Origin of the sequence: Haladaptatus sp. W1 (genome assembly GCF_001723155.1) — an archaeon.
Classification (GTDB): Archaea; Halobacteriota; Halobacteria; order Halobacteriales; family Haladaptataceae; genus Haladaptatus; species Haladaptatus paucihalophilus.
The window spans coordinates 1-16,135 of sequence record NZ_MEIH01000400.1; the positions used below are offsets into that span (position 1 = coordinate 1).

A 16,135-nucleotide genomic window follows, 5' to 3' on the forward strand; every position below is an offset into this window, starting at 1 on the left:
GACGAACTCGTCCTTCTCGGCGATGGAGGGAACCCGGTCGTACATCCCGTAGAGGTAGTCGGGGTCGAAGCCGAGCGAGTCACAGCAGTAGATGAACGTGTCCGTGTGAATCGCCTCCTCGTAGGCCTGTCGGAGGAGGTACTGGCGACACTCCGGAGCCGTCACGTACTCGTAGAGCGCGAGGACGATGTTGTTCGCGGTGAGCGATTCCGCCGTCGAGAAGAACCCGAGGTTCCACTCGATGAGTTGGCGCTCGGCGTCGGACAGGGCATCGCCGTTCCACTGGGAGATGTCGTCCTGCATCGGGATTTCCTCCGGAACCCAGTTGTTGTTGACGCCCGCCTCGTAGTAGTCGCGGGCCCAGTCGTAGTCGAGCGGCAGTATCTTGTTCGGGTCGTGTTCGTTGTCGGTGTCGAGTATCGGCATGTATCGTTCGTGAGGTATGTTATCGCGTCGGTCGTGTCACTGGCAGGCGTCGCAAGTGGGGTCCTCGACGGTGCAGAGGTCGGTTTCGCCGTCTCCGCTGTCGGCGTCCCCGCTCCCGTCGTCGTCGGGGTCGGTTCCGAATCCGTCCCGGTGCTGGCTCTTTCCGTATTCGGCCATGTCGAGCGTCGATTTCTCGATTCCCGACGCGCCGAGCGTGCGGAGGTAGTAGGTCGTCTTTAGTCCCAACCGCCACGCCGTCTTGTACACGTCGTCGAGCAGGGTGCCGTCGGTCGAGGGGAAAAAGACGTTGTGCGAGACGGACTGGTCTATCCACGTCTGTCGGTGCGCGGTCAGGCGGAGTTGGTGGCGCGGGTCGATTTCGAACGCACCCCGGTACAGTTCCTTCAGGTCGTCCGGAACGGTGTCGATTTCCTGAATCGTCCCGTCGTGGTATTTGATGCGGTCCACCATCTCCTCGTCCCACAGGTCGAGGGCTTTCAAGTCGTCCACGAGGTGGTCGTTGACGACAGTGAACTCCCCGGACATGTTCGATTTCACGTAGAGGTTCGAGTACATCGGTTCGATGGAGGGCGTGGTTCCGTTGATGGTCGAGACGGTCGCCGTCGGCGCGATGGCCATCGTGTTCGAGTTCCGCATGCCGTGCTCCTCGACGTGTTCGCGGACGACGTACCAGTCGAGCGTCTCCTCGCGTTCGGTCGGAATCTCGCGGCCGCGTTCGGCTTCGAGCGTATCTACGGTATCCTGCGGGAGCATCCCGCGGTCCCACTTTGACCCCTCGTAGGACGGGTAGGTCCCGCGCTCCGCCGCGAGTTTCGAGGAGTTGTGAATGGCGTGATAGGAGACGAACTCCTGCCAGCGGTTCGCTTTCTCGATCGCGTCCTCGGAGTCCATGGGGATTCCCAGTTCCATCAGCGCGTCGTGGAATCCCATCGTGCCGAGCCCCACCGGCCGATGCTGCATGTTCGAGTGTTCGGCCTCGTCCGTCGGGTAAAAGCAGAGGTCAACCACGTTGTCCAGCATCCGCATCGCGGTTTCGATGGTCTCGGCGAGGTGGTCGCGATTCAGTTCGCCGCCCGAAACGTGCGTCGCAAAGTTCACGCTGCCGAGGTTGCAGACGGCGTGTTCGTCCTCGCTCGTGTTCAGCGTGATTTCGGTACAGAGGTTCGAAGAGTGAACCGTCCCGGCGTGGTCCTGCGGTGAGCGGACGTTACACGGGTCCTTGAACGTCAGCCACGGGTGGCCCGTCTCGAACAGTCGCGTGAGCGTCTTTCGCCACAGTTCCTCCGCATCGACGCGCTCGTACTGCCTGAACTCGCCCGCTTCTGCTCGGCGTTCGTACTCCCGATACTTCTCGGCGAACGCCTCGCCGGACAGGTCGTGGAGGTCGGGCACCTCGTCGGGGCTGAACAGCGTCCACTCCTCGCCCGCTTCGACCCGCTTCATGAACAGGTCCGGAATCCACGCGGCCGTGTTCATGTCCGGCGTGCGCCGCCGCTCGTCGCCGGTGTTGCGCTTCAGGTCGATGAACGCCGGGAAGTCGAGGTGCCAGCAGGCGAGGTAGGCACAGGCCGCGCCGCGTCGCTTCCCGGAGCGGTTGATGGCCGCCGTCACGTCGTTGCTGATGCGGAGGAAGGGTACGACGCCGGTCGATTCGACGCCGGTCGATTCGATGAGCGCGCCGCTCGCCCGGAGGTTCGTCCAGTCGTTGCCGAGGCCGCCGCTCCACTTCGAGAGGTGGGCGTGGTGGTTGTACGAGTCGAAGATGTGTTCGAGGTCGTCCGAGACGGTCGTCAGGTAGCACGAGGAGAGCTGCGGGTGGGTCGAGCCGCTGTGGAACAGCGTCGGCGTCGAAGGGGTGAACTCCAGCTTCGAGAGGACGTCGTAGAACTCCTTCGCCCGGCGTTGCGGGTCGTCCTCTTCGACGGTGAGGCCCATGGCGACCCGCATCCAGAACGCTTGCGGGAGTTCGAGCCGCTCGCCGTTCTCCTCGGTTTTGAGGAAGTAGCGCTGGGCCAGCGTCTCCATCGCCATGTACTCGAAGCGCTCGTCGCGGTCCGGTTCGAGATAGGACGCGAGGTCGTCGAGGTCGAATCGTTCGGGTAGTCGCTCGTCGAGGCGTCCGATTTCGACCGCGCGTTCGAGGTTGTCGATGAAGGTCGCGCGGTACTCGCGGTCCAGTTCATAACCCCGGAGGTTCTCGCCGATGACTTCGTGGTAGTACCCCTGTCGGAAGGCCGCGGCCGCGATTCGTTTGAACGCCGGCTCGCGCTCGACTCGCGCGGAAAGCGCCTGTGTAACGGCCTGATACACTTCGTCGGTGGACGCGCCGTCGTAGAGGGTGCGTTCGATTTCGCTGGCGAGGGTTTCACACTCGTCCTCGGGGAGTGCGGTTTCGTAGCCTGTTCGTGCTCGGTTGAGGATGGACCGTACGTCGGTGGTCGTCGTCGGTGTTCGTTGACTCATGGATTATCGGTATCATCGGTTGGATGCGGCGGGTCGTCGTCGAGTTCCGCGTCGAGAACGGCGTCGAGTTCGCGGAGGAATTCCTCGGGTTCGGAAAAGGCCTTGTACACCGAAACGAACCGGATGTACGCGACCTGGTCGAGTTCGCGGAGGCGTTCGGAAACGAGGTCGCCGACGAGGCTGGACGAGACGATTCGAGTTTCTCGGTTTCCCAACTCGGACTCGACCGCTTCCACCAAGGTCGTCACGTCCGCCTCGCTCACGTGGCGCTTCTCCACGGCTCGTTCGATACCCGCGCGGAGCTTCTCGCGGCTGAACGACTCGATGTTCCCGTCGCGCTTTTTCACCTGGAGGGAGTCCCACTCCGGACGCTCGTACGTGGTAAACCGAAACGAGCAGCGTTGGCACTCGCGCCGCCGCCGTACCGATGTTCCGTCGGCACTCGTGGTGTCGATGACTCGCGTCCGCTCGTTCCCGCAGTCCGGGCAGTCCATAGTTGTCACTCCTTGTACCTCCAGTCTTGTAAGCCCACATGTGGGGCGTACCCTGCTCTAACCGCTATATGTGGTGTCCCGACGGGCACCCATAAACTTTACCCAATTCAATTGCAGTAAAACAAATTCAGTTGTATTAGGGCGATAGCGACCACCGGTTCGAACGACGAAAACGGCCGCGGACGCCGCTATCGGAGCCAGTTATTCGAAAATCGGACCGTCTCGATTCCGGCGACAGGAGACGGCGCTCAGTCCATCTCGTGGATGTTCTCGCCTTGGTGGAGCCGTTCCGCGATTCGGAACGTCTGCTCGCCCGCTCGCCGCGTCGGAGTGTGGGCCGAGAGATAGCGCGCGGTGGCGATGAGGTGAATCCGCGCCCTTCGTTCGCTCTCTTCGGTTCCTTCGCCCGCGAGCGCGTCGTACTGCCCGAAGGCCACTTCGACGTTCTGTCGGGTGTGGAAGCCGACGTCCTCGCGCACCAACGCTTCCCCGAGTTTTCGCTTCAGTCGGTCCGCGTCGCCTCCGGCGGCGAGGTACGCCGCGGTCGATTCCCCGGCGAGGTCCACCTCTTCGTCGGCCTCCACCTCGAAGGTCTCCATCAGTTCGTCGAGCGCGGCGTCGGGGTCACGGTCCCCGTCCGGGTCTGGAATCGGCGTCGGCGGCGTGTTGAGGAATCGGTCGAGGTAGACGTTCATCGCGGCATCGAAGACGCCGCGGTACACCTCCGGTGCGTCAGTCCGCCGGGAGAGTCCGTCCACCGCGTTCGCGTAGGTGTAGCTGTGATGGACCGTGTTCCAGTCGCCGAACTCGTTCGACGTGCCGAAGTGGGCGACGCGGCGCGCCGCGGCGAACGTCACGACGCGGGCGAGTTCGGTCGCCGTCGCGCCGTTTTCGATGGCGTCCGTCACCGCGTCCACGATAGCGTGCGGGTCCTCGCCGAGGAGCACGTCCACGAAATCGTCGGGTTCCTCCCACGTCTTGCCCTCGCCCGCTTCGAGCAAGTCCGGCAGTTCCTCGGCGGCGTCGAAACACAGTTGCGCCACGTCGATGGGCTGTCGCCACGAGGAGTTCTCCTCCGCGCGGTTGGCCGACGCCAGTCCGGGGACGAGGCTGGGAAGCACGTCGTCCGCGCGCTCCCACCCGATGTGGTCGAGCGTCTCGAACGCCTTGTTGATGAAGTCCAACCGGTGGCCGGTGTCGAGGTACAGGTGGTCCGTCGCGGCGGCGACGAGCATCCCCGCGACGTCGGACTCGTCGAGGTCCGCCGTGATTCCCGCTCGAAGGACGCGTTCTGCACCGTCCGAGTCCCGGACTTCGATGTTGTCGCGGAACCACTCCGTGAGCCGTTCGGCTGACACGTCGTCCGTCGAAAGCGCCTCCTGCACGAAGAACGGCGGTTCGCCGGAACAGTTGTCCGCCACCTCCGTCAATCCGACGTAGAGCGCCCGGCGGCGGTCCTCCGGGCGGAGCGCGGGGAGGAGGTTCGTCATTACGCCCAGCGTCGTCAGTCCCCGACCCCATCCGGCTTGGCGGTAGTGCGTTCCGAACTCCGTCCCGAGTTCCACCGGGACGGTGGACGGAACCTCCTCGGACTCCAACCCGATGACCGATTTGGCGACGACGAGGCTGATGTTCTCTCGAAGGCCGTGTCCGAGTCGATTCCGCCAATGCTCTTCGGGCGGTTCGTCCCGCGGCGGATTCGGTTGGACGTATACGTCTCCGTCCCGGACCTCGACGGGATAGGTCCGCACGTCGTCGGCGAACGGGTCGAACGTGTCCCCGCAGGACAGTTCGAACCGCGCGTGGTGCCAGTGACAGGTGAGGATGCCGTCGTCGACCGACCCCTTCGTGAGCGGGAACCCCATGTGCGGACACCGGTTATCGACGGCGTGAACCTCCCCTTCGTGGAAAAAGAGTCCGATGGAGTGGCCGTCAGCGTGGACGATTTGCGGGCTGTCCTCCCGGAGGTCGTCCGCGTCGGCGACCCGGACGAACGATTGTTCGGTTGCCATGTCTCGTCGTTTGGTACATGGCACCAAAACCCTTCCCTGAAACGGATTTATGTAACCGGTGTGTCAGTCGGCGGCACCTTCCTGTAGTCGTTCGTATCGCTCGGCGAACTGCCCCTTGCACGACGAACAACAGAAGTGGTACAGTTCGCCGTCGATGCGCGTCGATTCCCCTCGTTCGTGACGGTGTTGCCACACTCGACGCAATCGGGAGCGAACTCGATGGTTCCCGGTTGCGGGTTCCACTCCTCGTCAACGAGCAACTGGACGTCGTAATCGCGTACGGCGTCCTCCTCGATGGCGTCGGAGAGCAGCGCCTCGACCGCATGCTCGTGTAAGTTCGCCTTACAGACGATGTGCGCGTCGGCGGTGACGAAGACGTGCTCCACGCCGTCGAACGAACTGAGCGAGCCCTTGATGGCGTCCACGTGTCCCGGTTTGGCGTTGACCGTGACGAGCAACGAGAGGCCGTCGATGAGGATTCCTTGGTCCAAGTCCGCGGTGAACCGGCGGATGATACCGATTTCTCGTAACCGTTCCACGCGGTCGGAGACCGTCGGCGGCGAGAGGCCGACCGTTTCCGCGATTTCGTTGTAGGGGCGGCGTGCGTCCTCTACAAGCAACCGGATTATCTCCCGGTCAGTGTCGTCGAGTTGTCGCATTACACCTCAGTTAGCGTTATAGAATAAAAACAGTTTTCGTTATCTCGCTTTTCTGCCGCTGACTTCCTGTGTATATTCGGTGAAATACAAAATTCCGCTTGTTTAAAAAACGAATTATCTCCGAACTTCTCTCTCCCTTCGACGACTCCCGCTCCCCCGTCGCGTCTCCCTCACGAGTCCTCTTTTCACGCCTCCTTTCCCCCGTTCGAATTCGACGGAACGGCTTTGGATATTTTTCCGAAATCGCAAAAAGCAACGGGTGAGTAACCGTGAGTATGGTTCGAACCATCGATGTGGACGGAATGAGTTGCGGTGGCTGTGAGCAGAACGTCGTCGAAGCGCTCGAAGACGTTTCGGGCGTCTCGGACGCCAGCGCGGACCACGAGGCGGGAACGGCGACCGTCGAAGGCGACGCGAACGACGCCGATATCGTCGCCGCCGTCGAGGACGCCGGGTACGACGCCTCGGCCTGAAACGCTCTCGCTTTTTCCGCCGCTCGAAATAGGACGAGTCGAAACGCTTAGACGCTATCCGGCCAATCTCGGCACATGAGCGACCTGTTGGTTCGGGCGGCACGCGGCGAACGGACCGAACGCCCACCGGTTTGGTTGATGCGACAGGCCGGACGATACATCCCGGAGTACCGCGACATCCGCGAACAGTACACGTTCAAGGAGGCCATCAAGACCCCGGACGTGGCCGAGCGGATTACCCTCCTCCCGTGGGAACTGTTCGAACCGGACGGTCTCGTCATGTTCTCGGACATCCTCACCGTCCTCGAACCGCTCGGTTTCGACTACCGCATCGAGAGCGGCGTCGGCCCCGTCGTCTCTAACCCCGTCACCGATCCGAGCGACGTGCCGACCGAGTTCGCCGACGTCGCCACGGAAATCGGCTACGTCGGTGACTTGCTGACCCGATTGCAAGCGAGCATCGGCGACGAAACGAGCATCATCGGCTTCTCCGGCGGCCCGTACACCCTCGCCTCGTACGTCGTCGGCGACGAACCCACGTCTAGAAAACCGATTCGGCGGTTCCGAACCAACCACCCCGAAGCGTTCCGCGACCTCCTCTCGATGTTCACCGACGTGGTGGAGGAGTACGTTCGGTATCAAGTCGAGCAGGGCGCGGACGTGGTGCAGGTGTTCGACACGTGGGCGGGCGTGTTGACGCCGGACGACTACCGGGAGTTCGTCCTGCCGCTCCACCAGCGCATCTTCGACGCCATCGACGTCCCCTCCATCGTTTTCGCGCGCCACCCCGGCGGCAAACTCGACCTGCTCGCCGAATCGGGCGCGGATGTCGTCGGCCTCGACTGGACGGTGGACATGGCCGACGCTCGCGAGCAGTTGGGCGACACGCCGGTGCAGGGGAACCTCGACCCCTCCTACCTGCTCGGGAGTCCCGAGTTCGTCAAGGAGAAGACCCACGAGGTCATCGAGAAGGCGGGCGATTCCGGCCACATCCTCAATCTCGGCCACGGCATCGACCGAACGACGCCCGTCGAGAACGCGAAGGCGTTCGTGGACGCGGCGAAGGAAATCGAACGATAGGCATCTTTATAGCAAAATAGCGTCAGTTCGGATTTATGTCCCTCCGATTGGTCGCCCGAAAGGATTTTTTCGATTTTGCTCGGAAGAAGTCGTTCTGGGCCGTTTCGGTCGTCCTCTCCCTGCTCGTTGTCCTGTGGTCGTACTTCTATACGATCCACTCCTACAGCACTGGAAGTGCGGTTGATGTGGTGGAATACGTCTACTCCGCGGCACAGGTGCTCGTTCCGCTCGTCGGACTGTTCGTCGGGTACAGCGCGGTCGCCAGTGAACGCGAGTCGGGGTCGCTAAAACTGCTGCTCGGCTTGCCACACTCTCGACGGGACGTGTTCGGCGGCAAGTTCCTCTCTCGCTGCGGTGTCGCTCTCGTCCCATCGTTGGCGAGTTTCCTCCTCGCCATCGTCTTCATTGTCTCGCAGTTCGGCCGCTTTTCGCTCGGACCGTACGCGCTGTTCACGGCGGCGACGGTCCTCCTCGGTATCGTGTACGTTGCAATCGGCGTCGGACTGTCGGGACTGGCGAAATCGAACCGCCGCGCCGGAATCCTCGCGGTCGGCGCGTTCGCCCTCTTCCAGTTGTTCTGGGGTATGTTGGTCAATATCGTCGCGTACTTCAAAACAGGTTCTTCGATGATGGTCGCTCCCTATCCGGCGTGGACCTACCTCGTGCAATGGCTGAGTCCGTCCGGCGCGTACGAGGGATTGCTTCGAACCTCGCTTCCGCCGACCCTCCGAATTGCCTCGGGCGGCCAATCCCCGGCGTATCTCTCCCCGTGGCTGTTCCTCGTCGTCCTGCTCTTTTGGGGAATCGTCCCGCTCGCGGTCGGTTACTGGCGGTTCGAAAGCGCCGAAATCCAGTAATTACTCCGCGAACCGCTCCGCCAGCGCCTTCGCCTCCCGAATCCGACTCGGGACGCCCATCCGCGCGGTGTAGTTCGTGGCGAGGTGGATGCCGTCCGGGGCCTCGAACTCCTCCAGCGCGTCCCACGACGCGTCGTAGGCGGGGAATCCTCGGTCGAGTTTGTTGACGCTCAACACCTCGGCCTCGGTTCCCATCACCTCAGCGAACTCCGTCGCGGCGATGTCGCCGAGCGTTTCGTCACTCTCTTCGAGCAGTTCGGGCTTTTTCATCCCGCCGAGGAAGACGGTGTAGACCCCTCCTGCCTCGTCCGCGCCGTCGTTCGACCGTCCGTTCCGGCCGAACATTCTCGCGTTCCACGAGACGCCGAGCGTGTCGAGGTCCTCGTCGTGGCGGACCTGATAGCCGAAGCCGTCCCGGTCGGAATCGGCGCGGAGGTGGACGAACGCGAGCGGGTTGTAGTTCAGCCGCCGGAGCGCGTCCGCGCTCTCGGTGAGCGGGACCAGCAGGTCGGCGCTCATTTCGGCGGGCGTCGTGACAACGACGTTATCGACCTCGAACGACTCGTCGTCCGTTTCGAGGACGAACCGCTCGTTCTCCTCCCGAATCTCGGTGACGGGGGTTTCCAGATGAACGTTCTCCCGGTGGGCCTCGTACAGGGCCGTCGGAAGTTGTTGGACGCCCTCTTCGAAGGACATGGCGGGAGCCGAACTGCCGCCCGCCATGGCGCGTTTCAGGACGGGGGTCAGCAGGTCGCCGTACTTCTCTTCCATCCGCAACACGCCGGAAAGCGAGTGTTTGACCGGCATTCGCTCGGGAAGCGAGCCGTACGTCCCGCCGAACAGCGGACCGATGAGGTTCTCGTACGCCTCCTCGCCGAACTTCCGGGTGAACATCTCCGCGGCGGTCTCCTCGGGGTCCGCGGGGGCGGTTTGGGGTTCTTTCAGCACGTCGAGTTTGCCGCGCCACGAGAGCAGGTCGGTGTGGCCGAACTCCTCGATGGTGAACGGCGCACGCCGGAGGTCGCCGTTCGCATAGACGAACAATTTCGTGTCCCCGGCTTCGATGACCTCGCCGTCCAGCCCGAGGTCGGTGACGAGTTCGTCCACCGGTCCCGTCCGTCGGAGTCGCTGTGGGCCCCACTCCAGCAGGTAGCCATCGACGCGCCCGCTCCGAATCACGCCGCCGGGTTCGTCGTCGGCTTCGAGGACGACGTACTCGATTTCCGTCCCGTCGAGGTGGTGGGCGAGCGCCAGCCCCGTGATGCCCGCACCGATGATTCCGACCGTCATCGGCTGAACGGGGCGTTGAGGCACATCGTGCCGGGCGTGTCCTTACACTGGCACTGGCGGAACTGGTAGTAGGAGGGGTCGAAGTCGGCGACGAACGGCTCCACGAGGTCGGCGAGGACGCCCGCGAATCGCTCGTCGTCGTGCGGGACGGGAACCCGGTAGAAGTCGAGTCCGACCGCCTCGGCCTCCTCGCGGAGTTCGTCGTCCAACTCCGAGAGCGTCTCGCTCTGTTCGTGCATGAAGCTGATGGGTTCGACAACGACGCGCTCGGCGTCGATGTCGGCGACGACCTCCTCGACGTCGGGTTCGGTCCACGGAATCTTCCGGTTGCCGTGGTTTTGGAAGCCGAGCGAGTACGACTCGGCGCCGAGCTCGCTCGCCATCACGTCACAGAACTCCTCGACGTAGACGTCGTAGCGACTCCCTTCGTCCAGATAGTGACTCGGCGTCCCGTGAGCCGAAAAGAGGAGTTCGGTGTCGTCGTCGGTCACGTCGATGCCCTCCTCATCCGCGAACGCTCGGATGTTCTCCGCGCGAATCCGGTTGTACGTCGGGTGTTTGTGCCAGCCGGTGATTTCGTGGACCGGGACGTCCCAGTCGCGGTCGTCCACCGCCTCCGTGAGCTCTTCGAGGGAGGCGACGGTGGTCGAGGCACCGCAGAGCGGGTAGACGGGCAGGCCGATGAGTTCGTCCACGCCGTCCTCGTGAGCATTCTCCACGGCGTCGGCGATGAACGGTTCGGTGAATTGGAAGCCAGTGTAGGTCGTCGCGTCGAACCCCCGCGCGTCGAGTTCGGCTTCCAGCGCGTCGGCCTGCGCTTTTGCTTGCGGGTCGAGCGGCGACCCGCCAATCTCCTCGTACTCTTCGATGAGACCGGGCGCGCGTCGTTCGGCCAGTTGCCGGGAGCGCTGTCGCGCTTCCTCTTCGGTGGTGTCACCTTCGAGGTCGGCGTTATTCATGAAAATGCGCTCGAGATAATCGAGGACGCTCTCTCGCGTCGGTTCGTCCGGCTCTCCGAAGTTGAGTACCACGACGCCAGTCGTCATAGTCGAATGTCGGGACGGACGCGCCGAATAGTTGTCGTTTGCGGGACGAACCGGAAGGCGTTCGATGAACCGCGATGCGTCTCGACGTTCGAAATCGTACAGTGCGGGCGCGCTTTTCCCCCGATACGAGGACGCGTTTCAGCGGGCAGACGTTCTCAGAGCCACTCGTCGGCCCACAGTTCGAGTTCCTCGAAGATGGGACAGAGCGAACGACCTTTCTCGTTCAGGCTGTAGTACGTCGCTATCGGCGCGTCCTCCTCTGTACGGCGACTGACGAACCCCATCTCACCGAGGTCGTCCAGCACGCGCGAGAGGGTCCGCGAACTGGCTCCCGTGGAGCGCTTGAGTTCGTTGAATCGCTTCTCGCCGTCGTGTAAATCGTGGAGGACGACCAACCGCCACTGCGACCCGATTTGCTCGATGGATTCGACGACTGGACAGACGTTCTTCTCGACGGACTCAGACATTCGTGTTCTCGTTCCCTCCAACTCCGCGGAGGCATAAATCGGTTCGTATTCCAACCACGTAACGAAATGATACCGCTTGTCCCTCGCGAGAGTGGGGAAACTCGGCGCGAACGAAAGCTAATTTATTTATCCTTCGACTCTGGCAATATCTGGTGTGAAACGAGCACTCGCAATCGTCGAGGCATCCGAATCGGCAAAAGAATTAGTACGGGAAGCGGGCGAATTGGCAGCGGGCGTCGGGGCAGAACTCGTCTTGCTCCACGTCACGACCAACGAGGAGTACGAGGATACGCGCACGTCGTTGGAAGGCATTCCGAATCTCGAAACGTCCTACACCGCCGGGCAGGCGCTCGAAGGTGCCCGGCAGTTCGCCCAAGACATCGGGCGCGAAGTCCTCGACGGTATCGACGTCGAATACGAAGCAATCGGGCGCATCGGCGACGAGCGCGACCAGATTCTCGATGCCGCCACCGAACTCGACTGCGACCACGTGTTCCTCGCGGGCCGAAAGCGCTCTCCCACCGGGAAAGCCCTGTTCGGCGACCGAACGCAGTCGGTCATCCTCGATTTCGACGGCGCGGTTACTGTCGTAACGGAATAATTGCCTGTATTAATTTCTCTACATCATAACTGGTAAGTTGGTGCTCCGCTGACGGTCGTACGTCTGTTCGGACGATTGTTCGGACGATTGTTCGGTCGTCAGCCCGTCTCTTCGCCGATACACTTGTCCCGAGACGAACTGTTCAACTTGTGTCGCGTCGAGCGCCGCCGTCACGCGATTACCATTATGGCAGACGTCGAGGACGTGATTCCGATGCGAACGCTCGTCGACGAGGTGACGTCCCGGGAGTTCGGTCCTGACTGGACCACGAACCAACGGACCACCGTCTACACGACGTTCTATCAGCAACACGTCTCCGTCCTGGACGACGCCGACATTCTCTCCGCCCCTGACGCTCCCAGCGGGTCCCTCTATCCGGAAGTCAACGCGGAACCCCTCGCCGAACTGCTCTCGTTTATCGAGACGATTTCCGACTGAGCGACCGTCTTTACCGCCCGTCTCACCAATCGTTCCCCAACTTTCTCCGCGCGACCAGATACCCGGCGTGCGTTCGCCAGCGCCGTCCGCTTTCGACGTGCTCGACTCGATAGCGCGCGCCGCAGTTCCCACACCGCCGCCGCTCGGGTCGTTTAACTGCCTTCGACGCGCGGAAGCGACGCGCGTCCCAGTCACAGGACGAACAGACGAGTCGAAGTCGCGCATCCGTGAACGACCGACAGTGGCGCGGCGCGTCGAGTTCCCTCGCTTTCTCGGCGAATCGCGGGCCGTGACCCGATTCGCCGAACCGCTGAAACTCCCACGCGTGTACCAGTTCGTGTCGAATTGTCCCCGTGAACTCGTCCCATCCAAACGAGCGATAGGCGTCCCACGTCAAGCGAATCGTCACCCGTGCCGCCCGTCGGTCGTACAGACAGGCACCCGCACGGCGTACCGCCCGGTCCGAGCACTCCCACTCTACGGCGTCGAGGTCAACCGCTATCGGAACCGTCTCCGCGTAGCGTTCGGCCGCGGAAAGCAGTTCCTCGCGGGTCTCCGGTTCCATCGACGAGCGGTTCGAATCGGCGAACTATAGAACTCCCGTCTCCGCGACGGTTTTCCCCCTGATTCGACCGCTCCCCTGACCCGACTATCTTCCGTTCTCCGCATCTCCGATTCTACCGTCTCCTCATATCCGCTCCAACTGACCGTTCTTGCAGTACGGACAGTGAGCACCGGGTCCCGGACGCGTGCAGACACGGCCGCACATGGAACACGCCCTGACGACGCGTTCCCGCCGGTTACGCTCGGCTTCGAGGACTTCCACCCGCTCCTCGGCTTCCGCGAGGCGTCGACGGAGCGACTCTATTTCGGCGCGTAGCTGATCGAACAGCTCGCGCTCCGTTATTCCTCGTCGAGAGTCCGCCGGGTCGATTCGTGGCCGCCGCGGACGCCACCGACCGTGCTTGTCTCTCGTCATACCTTCCGTCGAAGAAACGTGACGGACAAGTATGAATGGGTCGGCGGTCTCGTGATTCCTTGCGATATACCGCACATTCGATAGAAACCGACCCGTCGAGTGAAACGCGGAGTCGGCTACTCCGTTTCGTCGTTCGGGCGTTCGACTTTGAGCGGCGCGTAGAGCCGCTTTCGCGCGTCGGGAAGATAGAGTCGTTCCTCGACGAGATTTTCGTCTTTCAGTTTCATCAATGCGTCTCGCGTCGTGCGGGCCGGTAACAGGGCGTCGGTGCGCACCTGCTGCTGGGTCATCGGTGCATCTTCCGTGAGAACCCGGTAGACGAGTTTTGCACTGGGTGGCAGTTCGATAAGTCGCTCGAATCGTTCTTGGGGGGTTGTGTTACTGCCGGAGTGTCCGGCAAAAACGACCACTGGTTTTCGACATACCAGTTCCTCATTGGGTGTCATCTGTGTTATTTATTTCGGTACTGTCGAACTGATAGAAGTACCGAGTGTGGACCTGTCTTTCGCCATTCACGGATTTCGTAACCACAAGATATAAAGATGCTTTAGCAAATGGTTCAGTAACAAACCGCGGTCGATGGATAAACAGGACCCCTGGAACCAATTATGGCTGTTGACGAACCAACGATTCTCGTCGTCGATGACGAGGCAGACGTTACGGACTTGTATGCGACGTGGTTAGAAGATTCCTACGACGTCCGACGCGCATACGAGGGCCGTGAAGCGCTGGACATGCTCGACGATGAGGTCGATGTCGTTCTCCTCGACCGTCGGATGCCCGGCCTCTCCGGGGACGAAGTGCTCGCGGAGCTTCGAAGCCGCGATCTCCACTCCCGTGTGGTGATGGTGACGGCCGTCAAGCCCGACTTCGATATCATCGACATGGGATTCGACGACTACCTCGTCAAACCGGTTTCGAAAGACAACCTCTATACGACCGTGAGCGGGATGTTGTCGCGGGTCGAATACGACTCCCAGATGCAGGAATATTTCTCGCTCGCCTCGAAACTCGCCGTCCTCGAAACCGAAAAGGACGAAGCGAATCTGCGCGACAACGAGCGGTATCAGGAACTCAAGCGGGACGTCGAACGCCTCCGCGAGGTCGCCGACGACTCGCGCGAGAACTTACAGAGCCACGACGATTTCGTCGGCGCGTTTCAGGATCTCGACTGACATCATTCGACCACCGTTATCTCGCTCTATTTCCTCCGATTCCGCCGACCCCGCTCTCGCTCCCCTCCGACGTGTTTTTTACGCTCGCTACGGCCGTCTCAGTATGAACCTTCCCGACGGCTGGACGACGAACACCGCCCCCGTGAACGGCGTCGAGCTACGGTACTACCGCACCGGCGACGGGCCGACGCTGGTTCTGGCACACGGCTTTTACAGCAACGGTCGCTGCTGGGAGCGGTTGGCCGCGGACCTCGCCGACGAGTACGACCTCGTGATGTACGATGCCCGCGGTCACGGGCAGTCGGACGCACCGGAGTCGGGGTACGGCATCGAGGACCGAGTCGCCGACCTCGTGGGACTCGTGGGGGCGCTCTCGCTCGACGACCCGATTCTGGTGGGCCACTCGATGGGCGGTTCGACGGCGGCGTGGACGGCCGCGACCCATCCCGACATCCCGCGTGCCGTCGTCCTCGAAGACCCTGCTGGCGTGCACGGCCCTCCCGATACCGGACCCGACGAGCGGGCGCGGATGGTCCGCGAAAACGTCCGCGAGTGGTCGAACCGGTCGCTCGAAGCACTCGTAGCCGACCACGACGACCGCGAACCGGCGCTGGCCCGACGCCTCGCGGTGGCGAACGCCGAGTGTCGCTCGCAAATCGCGGAGATTGCCCGTGAAGGCTATCCCCCGTTGGCGGACGCGTTCCCGGATATCGAGTGTCCGACGCTCGTCTTGAAAGCCGACGCCGACCCGGAAACGCGGGCGGCCGACCTCGACCTCGCCGACGAACTGACGGATGGACGACTAGTTCACGTTCCCGACGCCGGACACTGCGTGCTCCGTGACGAGTACGAGGCCGCATACGTGGAACTGCGGACGTTTCTCCGTCGGTTGTCGTTCGACGCCGATTACTGACATATTTTCGACCTCACTATCCGTAATAGTAAAGCGCTAGAGTTCACAGACCTCGCACATGGGTGACGAGGAGGCGGACGAGATACTGGCCGCGCTCGGATTGGACGAGGAAGCGACCGAATCGCCGGAACGACGGTTCGAACGCCGAGTGGTCGCGGCGATGGTGGACGCGCGGCGCGCCGGTGTGGACTACTGGCGGTTGTTCGAACTCGTCGAACGACAGCAGCGGGCGGCGGTTCGAGCGTCGTTTTCAGGGGGCGAGTTCGGCGACGATCACTCGACGGTGGACGAGGAGACGATACAGTACTCGCAAGTGGTTCACGCCACCGCACGCGCGCTCGACGCCGGGGCGTCGGAGCGCCAACTCCTCTTCAACCTCGCCAGCGCTTACCAGTTGTTCGAGGACGACTGGTCGGGAGAGCAGTAACTGTCGGTGTGGCGATAAAGAATACCTCGTGTACCCCTACCCAAGGTAAGCTGAAATCGACGTGGATACGATAAATGCTTTGTGTTCTTCACTCCGGTTAGAGCGCAACCGTGTACACCGATTCGTCGTACTCTCCGGGACCGATTTCGACGGTCGCTTCGTCCGTTTTCTCGAATCCGAGTCGCTGGTAAAACTCGATTCCCATATCGTTTTGAGAGAGCACCATCGCCCGGATTCGCTTCATGTTGATGTCCCGGAAATCGCCCCGTAATCGCTCGTAGAGTGCGGTTCCGATGCCATCCCCCCAATGGTCC

19 protein-coding genes and 1 pseudogene are annotated in these 16,135 nt (G+C 62.3%); 8 read left to right on the top strand and 12 right to left on the bottom strand.

The annotated features are described in order from the left end of the window. The 5 genes and pseudogenes from BG842_RS25245 to BG842_RS25265 all read right to left on the bottom strand — a co-directional run. Positions 1-426: ribonucleotide-diphosphate reductase subunit beta (locus BG842_RS25245; protein ID WP_175424289.1), on the bottom strand; the 426-nt coding region annotated here is incomplete at its 3' end. Positions 427-462: 36 nt separating this feature from the next. Continuing rightward, positions 463-2,910, bottom strand: a complete 2,448-nt coding sequence (locus BG842_RS25250; RefSeq protein WP_069452947.1) for a ribonucleoside-diphosphate reductase subunit alpha — start codon at positions 2,908-2,910, stop codon at positions 463-465. After that, the gene (gene nrdR / locus BG842_RS25255; protein ID WP_069452948.1) at positions 2,907-3,404 is read right to left on the bottom strand and encodes a transcriptional regulator NrdR; all 498 of its coding nucleotides are present in this window, start codon (positions 3,402-3,404) and stop codon (positions 2,907-2,909) included. The genes BG842_RS25250 and nrdR overlap by 4 nt, the downstream gene beginning before the upstream one ends. A 248-nt stretch (positions 3,405-3,652) precedes the next feature. Further along, a complete protein-coding gene (locus BG842_RS25260) occupies positions 3,653-5,416 on the bottom strand; it encodes a Rieske 2Fe-2S domain-containing protein (RefSeq protein ID WP_069452949.1) in 1,764 nt (587 codons plus the stop codon). Positions 5,417-5,479: 63 nt separating this feature from the next. After that, a pseudogene (locus BG842_RS25265) lies at positions 5,480-6,075 on the bottom strand (AsnC family transcriptional regulator). 275 nt (positions 6,076-6,350) lie between these two features. Here BG842_RS25265 and BG842_RS25270 point away from each other — a divergent pair. The 3 genes from BG842_RS25270 (at position 6,351) to BG842_RS25280 (ending at position 8,485) form a co-directional block, all read left to right on the top strand. Continuing rightward, positions 6,351-6,548: a heavy-metal-associated domain-containing protein gene (locus tag BG842_RS25270; RefSeq protein ID WP_007977116.1), complete on the top strand. Its 198-nt coding sequence runs from the start codon at positions 6,351-6,353 to the stop codon at positions 6,546-6,548. A 75-nt stretch (positions 6,549-6,623) separates the two neighbouring features. Continuing rightward, positions 6,624-7,628 (top strand): uroporphyrinogen decarboxylase, encoded by a 1,005-nt coding sequence (gene hemE, locus BG842_RS25275; protein WP_069452950.1) that lies wholly within the window; start codon positions 6,624-6,626, stop codon positions 7,626-7,628. 35 nt (positions 7,629-7,663) lie between these two features. Continuing rightward, a complete protein-coding gene (locus BG842_RS25280) occupies positions 7,664-8,485 on the top strand; it encodes an ABC transporter permease subunit (protein WP_069452951.1) in 822 nt (273 codons plus the stop codon). On the opposite strand, the gene hemG is transcribed toward BG842_RS25280, so the two are convergent. From hemG to BG842_RS25295, 3 genes are all read right to left on the bottom strand, one after another. Further along, entirely contained in the window at positions 8,486-9,799 is a 1,314-nt protein-coding gene (gene hemG / locus BG842_RS25285; RefSeq protein WP_254663476.1) for a protoporphyrinogen oxidase, read from the bottom strand. Further along, positions 9,772-10,821: a ferrochelatase gene (hemH, locus tag BG842_RS25290; RefSeq protein WP_069452953.1), complete on the bottom strand. Its 1,050-nt coding sequence runs from the start codon at positions 10,819-10,821 to the stop codon at positions 9,772-9,774. Before hemH ends, hemG begins: the two co-directional genes overlap by 28 nt. A 155-nt stretch (positions 10,822-10,976) precedes the next feature. Further along, a complete protein-coding gene (locus BG842_RS25295; RefSeq protein WP_069452961.1) occupies positions 10,977-11,288 on the bottom strand; it encodes a helix-turn-helix domain-containing protein in 312 nt (103 codons plus the stop codon). A 154-nt stretch (positions 11,289-11,442) separates the two neighbouring features. Between BG842_RS25295 and BG842_RS25300 the strand changes: the two genes are divergently transcribed. Continuing rightward, entirely contained in the window at positions 11,443-11,889 is a 447-nt protein-coding gene (locus BG842_RS25300; RefSeq protein WP_069452954.1) for a universal stress protein, read from the top strand. Positions 11,890-12,075: 186 nt separating this feature from the next. Next, positions 12,076-12,327 (top strand): hypothetical protein, encoded by a 252-nt coding sequence (locus tag BG842_RS25305; RefSeq protein WP_254663477.1) that lies wholly within the window; start codon positions 12,076-12,078, stop codon positions 12,325-12,327. Positions 12,328-12,349: 22 nt separating this feature from the next. Here the strand turns inward: BG842_RS25305 and BG842_RS25310 are convergent, their stop codons facing one another. The 3 genes from BG842_RS25310 to BG842_RS32305 form a co-directional block, all read right to left on the bottom strand. Further along, positions 12,350-12,892, bottom strand: a complete 543-nt coding sequence (locus BG842_RS25310) for a SprT-like domain-containing protein (RefSeq protein WP_069452956.1) — start codon at positions 12,890-12,892, stop codon at positions 12,350-12,352. 123 nt (positions 12,893-13,015) lie between these two features. Beyond that, positions 13,016-13,306: a hypothetical protein gene (locus tag BG842_RS30415; RefSeq protein WP_175424290.1), complete on the bottom strand. Its 291-nt coding sequence runs from the start codon at positions 13,304-13,306 to the stop codon at positions 13,016-13,018. 116 nt (positions 13,307-13,422) lie between these two features. Next, a complete protein-coding gene (locus tag BG842_RS32305; protein ID WP_254663478.1) occupies positions 13,423-13,596 on the bottom strand; it encodes a hypothetical protein in 174 nt (57 codons plus the stop codon). 318 nt (positions 13,597-13,914) lie between these two features. Here BG842_RS32305 and BG842_RS25320 point away from each other — a divergent pair, with 318 nt between their 5' ends. The 3 genes from BG842_RS25320 to BG842_RS25330 all read left to right on the top strand — a co-directional run bounded on the left by BG842_RS25320 (position 13,915) and on the right by BG842_RS25330 (position 15,821). After that, positions 13,915-14,481, top strand: coding sequence for a HalX domain-containing protein (locus BG842_RS25320; RefSeq protein ID WP_069452958.1), 567 nt, complete (start codon positions 13,915-13,917; stop codon positions 14,479-14,481). Positions 14,482-14,584: 103 nt separating this feature from the next. Then, entirely contained in the window at positions 14,585-15,394 is an 810-nt protein-coding gene (locus BG842_RS25325; protein ID WP_069452959.1) for an alpha/beta fold hydrolase, read from the top strand. A 58-nt stretch (positions 15,395-15,452) separates the two neighbouring features. Further along, positions 15,453-15,821 carry a hypothetical protein gene (locus BG842_RS25330; RefSeq protein WP_069452960.1) on the top strand — a complete coding sequence of 123 codons (369 nt, stop codon included), beginning with the start codon at positions 15,453-15,455 and terminating at the stop codon, positions 15,819-15,821. 97 nt (positions 15,822-15,918) lie between these two features. Here the strand turns inward: BG842_RS25330 and BG842_RS25335 are convergent. Continuing rightward, positions 15,919-16,135 (bottom strand): N-acetyltransferase (locus tag BG842_RS25335; RefSeq protein ID WP_139136266.1); only part of this gene is annotated, 217 nt, incomplete at its 5' end.

Coding starts and splice junctions, on each gene's coding strand:
- BG842_RS25250 (WP_069452947.1), bottom strand. CDS start 2,910: ATGAGTCAACGAACACCGACGACGACCACCGACGTACGGTCCATCCTC.
- nrdR (WP_069452948.1), bottom strand. CDS start 3,404: ATGGACTGCCCGGACTGCGGGAACGAGCGGACGCGAGTCATCGACACC.
- BG842_RS25260 (WP_069452949.1), bottom strand. CDS start 5,416: ATGGCAACCGAACAATCGTTCGTCCGGGTCGCCGACGCGGACGACCTC.
- BG842_RS25270 (WP_007977116.1), top strand. CDS start 6,351: ATGGTTCGAACCATCGATGTGGACGGAATGAGTTGCGGTGGCTGTGAG.
- hemE (WP_069452950.1), top strand. CDS start 6,624: ATGAGCGACCTGTTGGTTCGGGCGGCACGCGGCGAACGGACCGAACGC.
- BG842_RS25280 (WP_069452951.1), top strand. CDS start 7,664: ATGTCCCTCCGATTGGTCGCCCGAAAGGATTTTTTCGATTTTGCTCGG.
- hemH (WP_069452953.1), bottom strand. CDS start 10,821: ATGACGACTGGCGTCGTGGTACTCAACTTCGGAGAGCCGGACGAACCG.
- BG842_RS25295 (WP_069452961.1), bottom strand. CDS start 11,288: ATGTCTGAGTCCGTCGAGAAGAACGTCTGTCCAGTCGTCGAATCCATC.
- BG842_RS25305 (WP_254663477.1), top strand. CDS start 12,076: ATGGCAGACGTCGAGGACGTGATTCCGATGCGAACGCTCGTCGACGAG.
- BG842_RS25310 (WP_069452956.1), bottom strand. CDS start 12,892: ATGGAACCGGAGACCCGCGAGGAACTGCTTTCCGCGGCCGAACGCTAC.
- BG842_RS30415 (WP_175424290.1), bottom strand. CDS start 13,306: ATGACGAGAGACAAGCACGGTCGGTGGCGTCCGCGGCGGCCACGAATC.
- BG842_RS32305 (WP_254663478.1), bottom strand. CDS start 13,596: ATGACCCAGCAGCAGGTGCGCACCGACGCCCTGTTACCGGCCCGCACG.
- BG842_RS25320 (WP_069452958.1), top strand. CDS start 13,915: ATGGCTGTTGACGAACCAACGATTCTCGTCGTCGATGACGAGGCAGAC.
- BG842_RS25325 (WP_069452959.1), top strand. CDS start 14,585: ATGAACCTTCCCGACGGCTGGACGACGAACACCGCCCCCGTGAACGGC.
- BG842_RS25330 (WP_069452960.1), top strand. CDS start 15,453: ATGGGTGACGAGGAGGCGGACGAGATACTGGCCGCGCTCGGATTGGAC.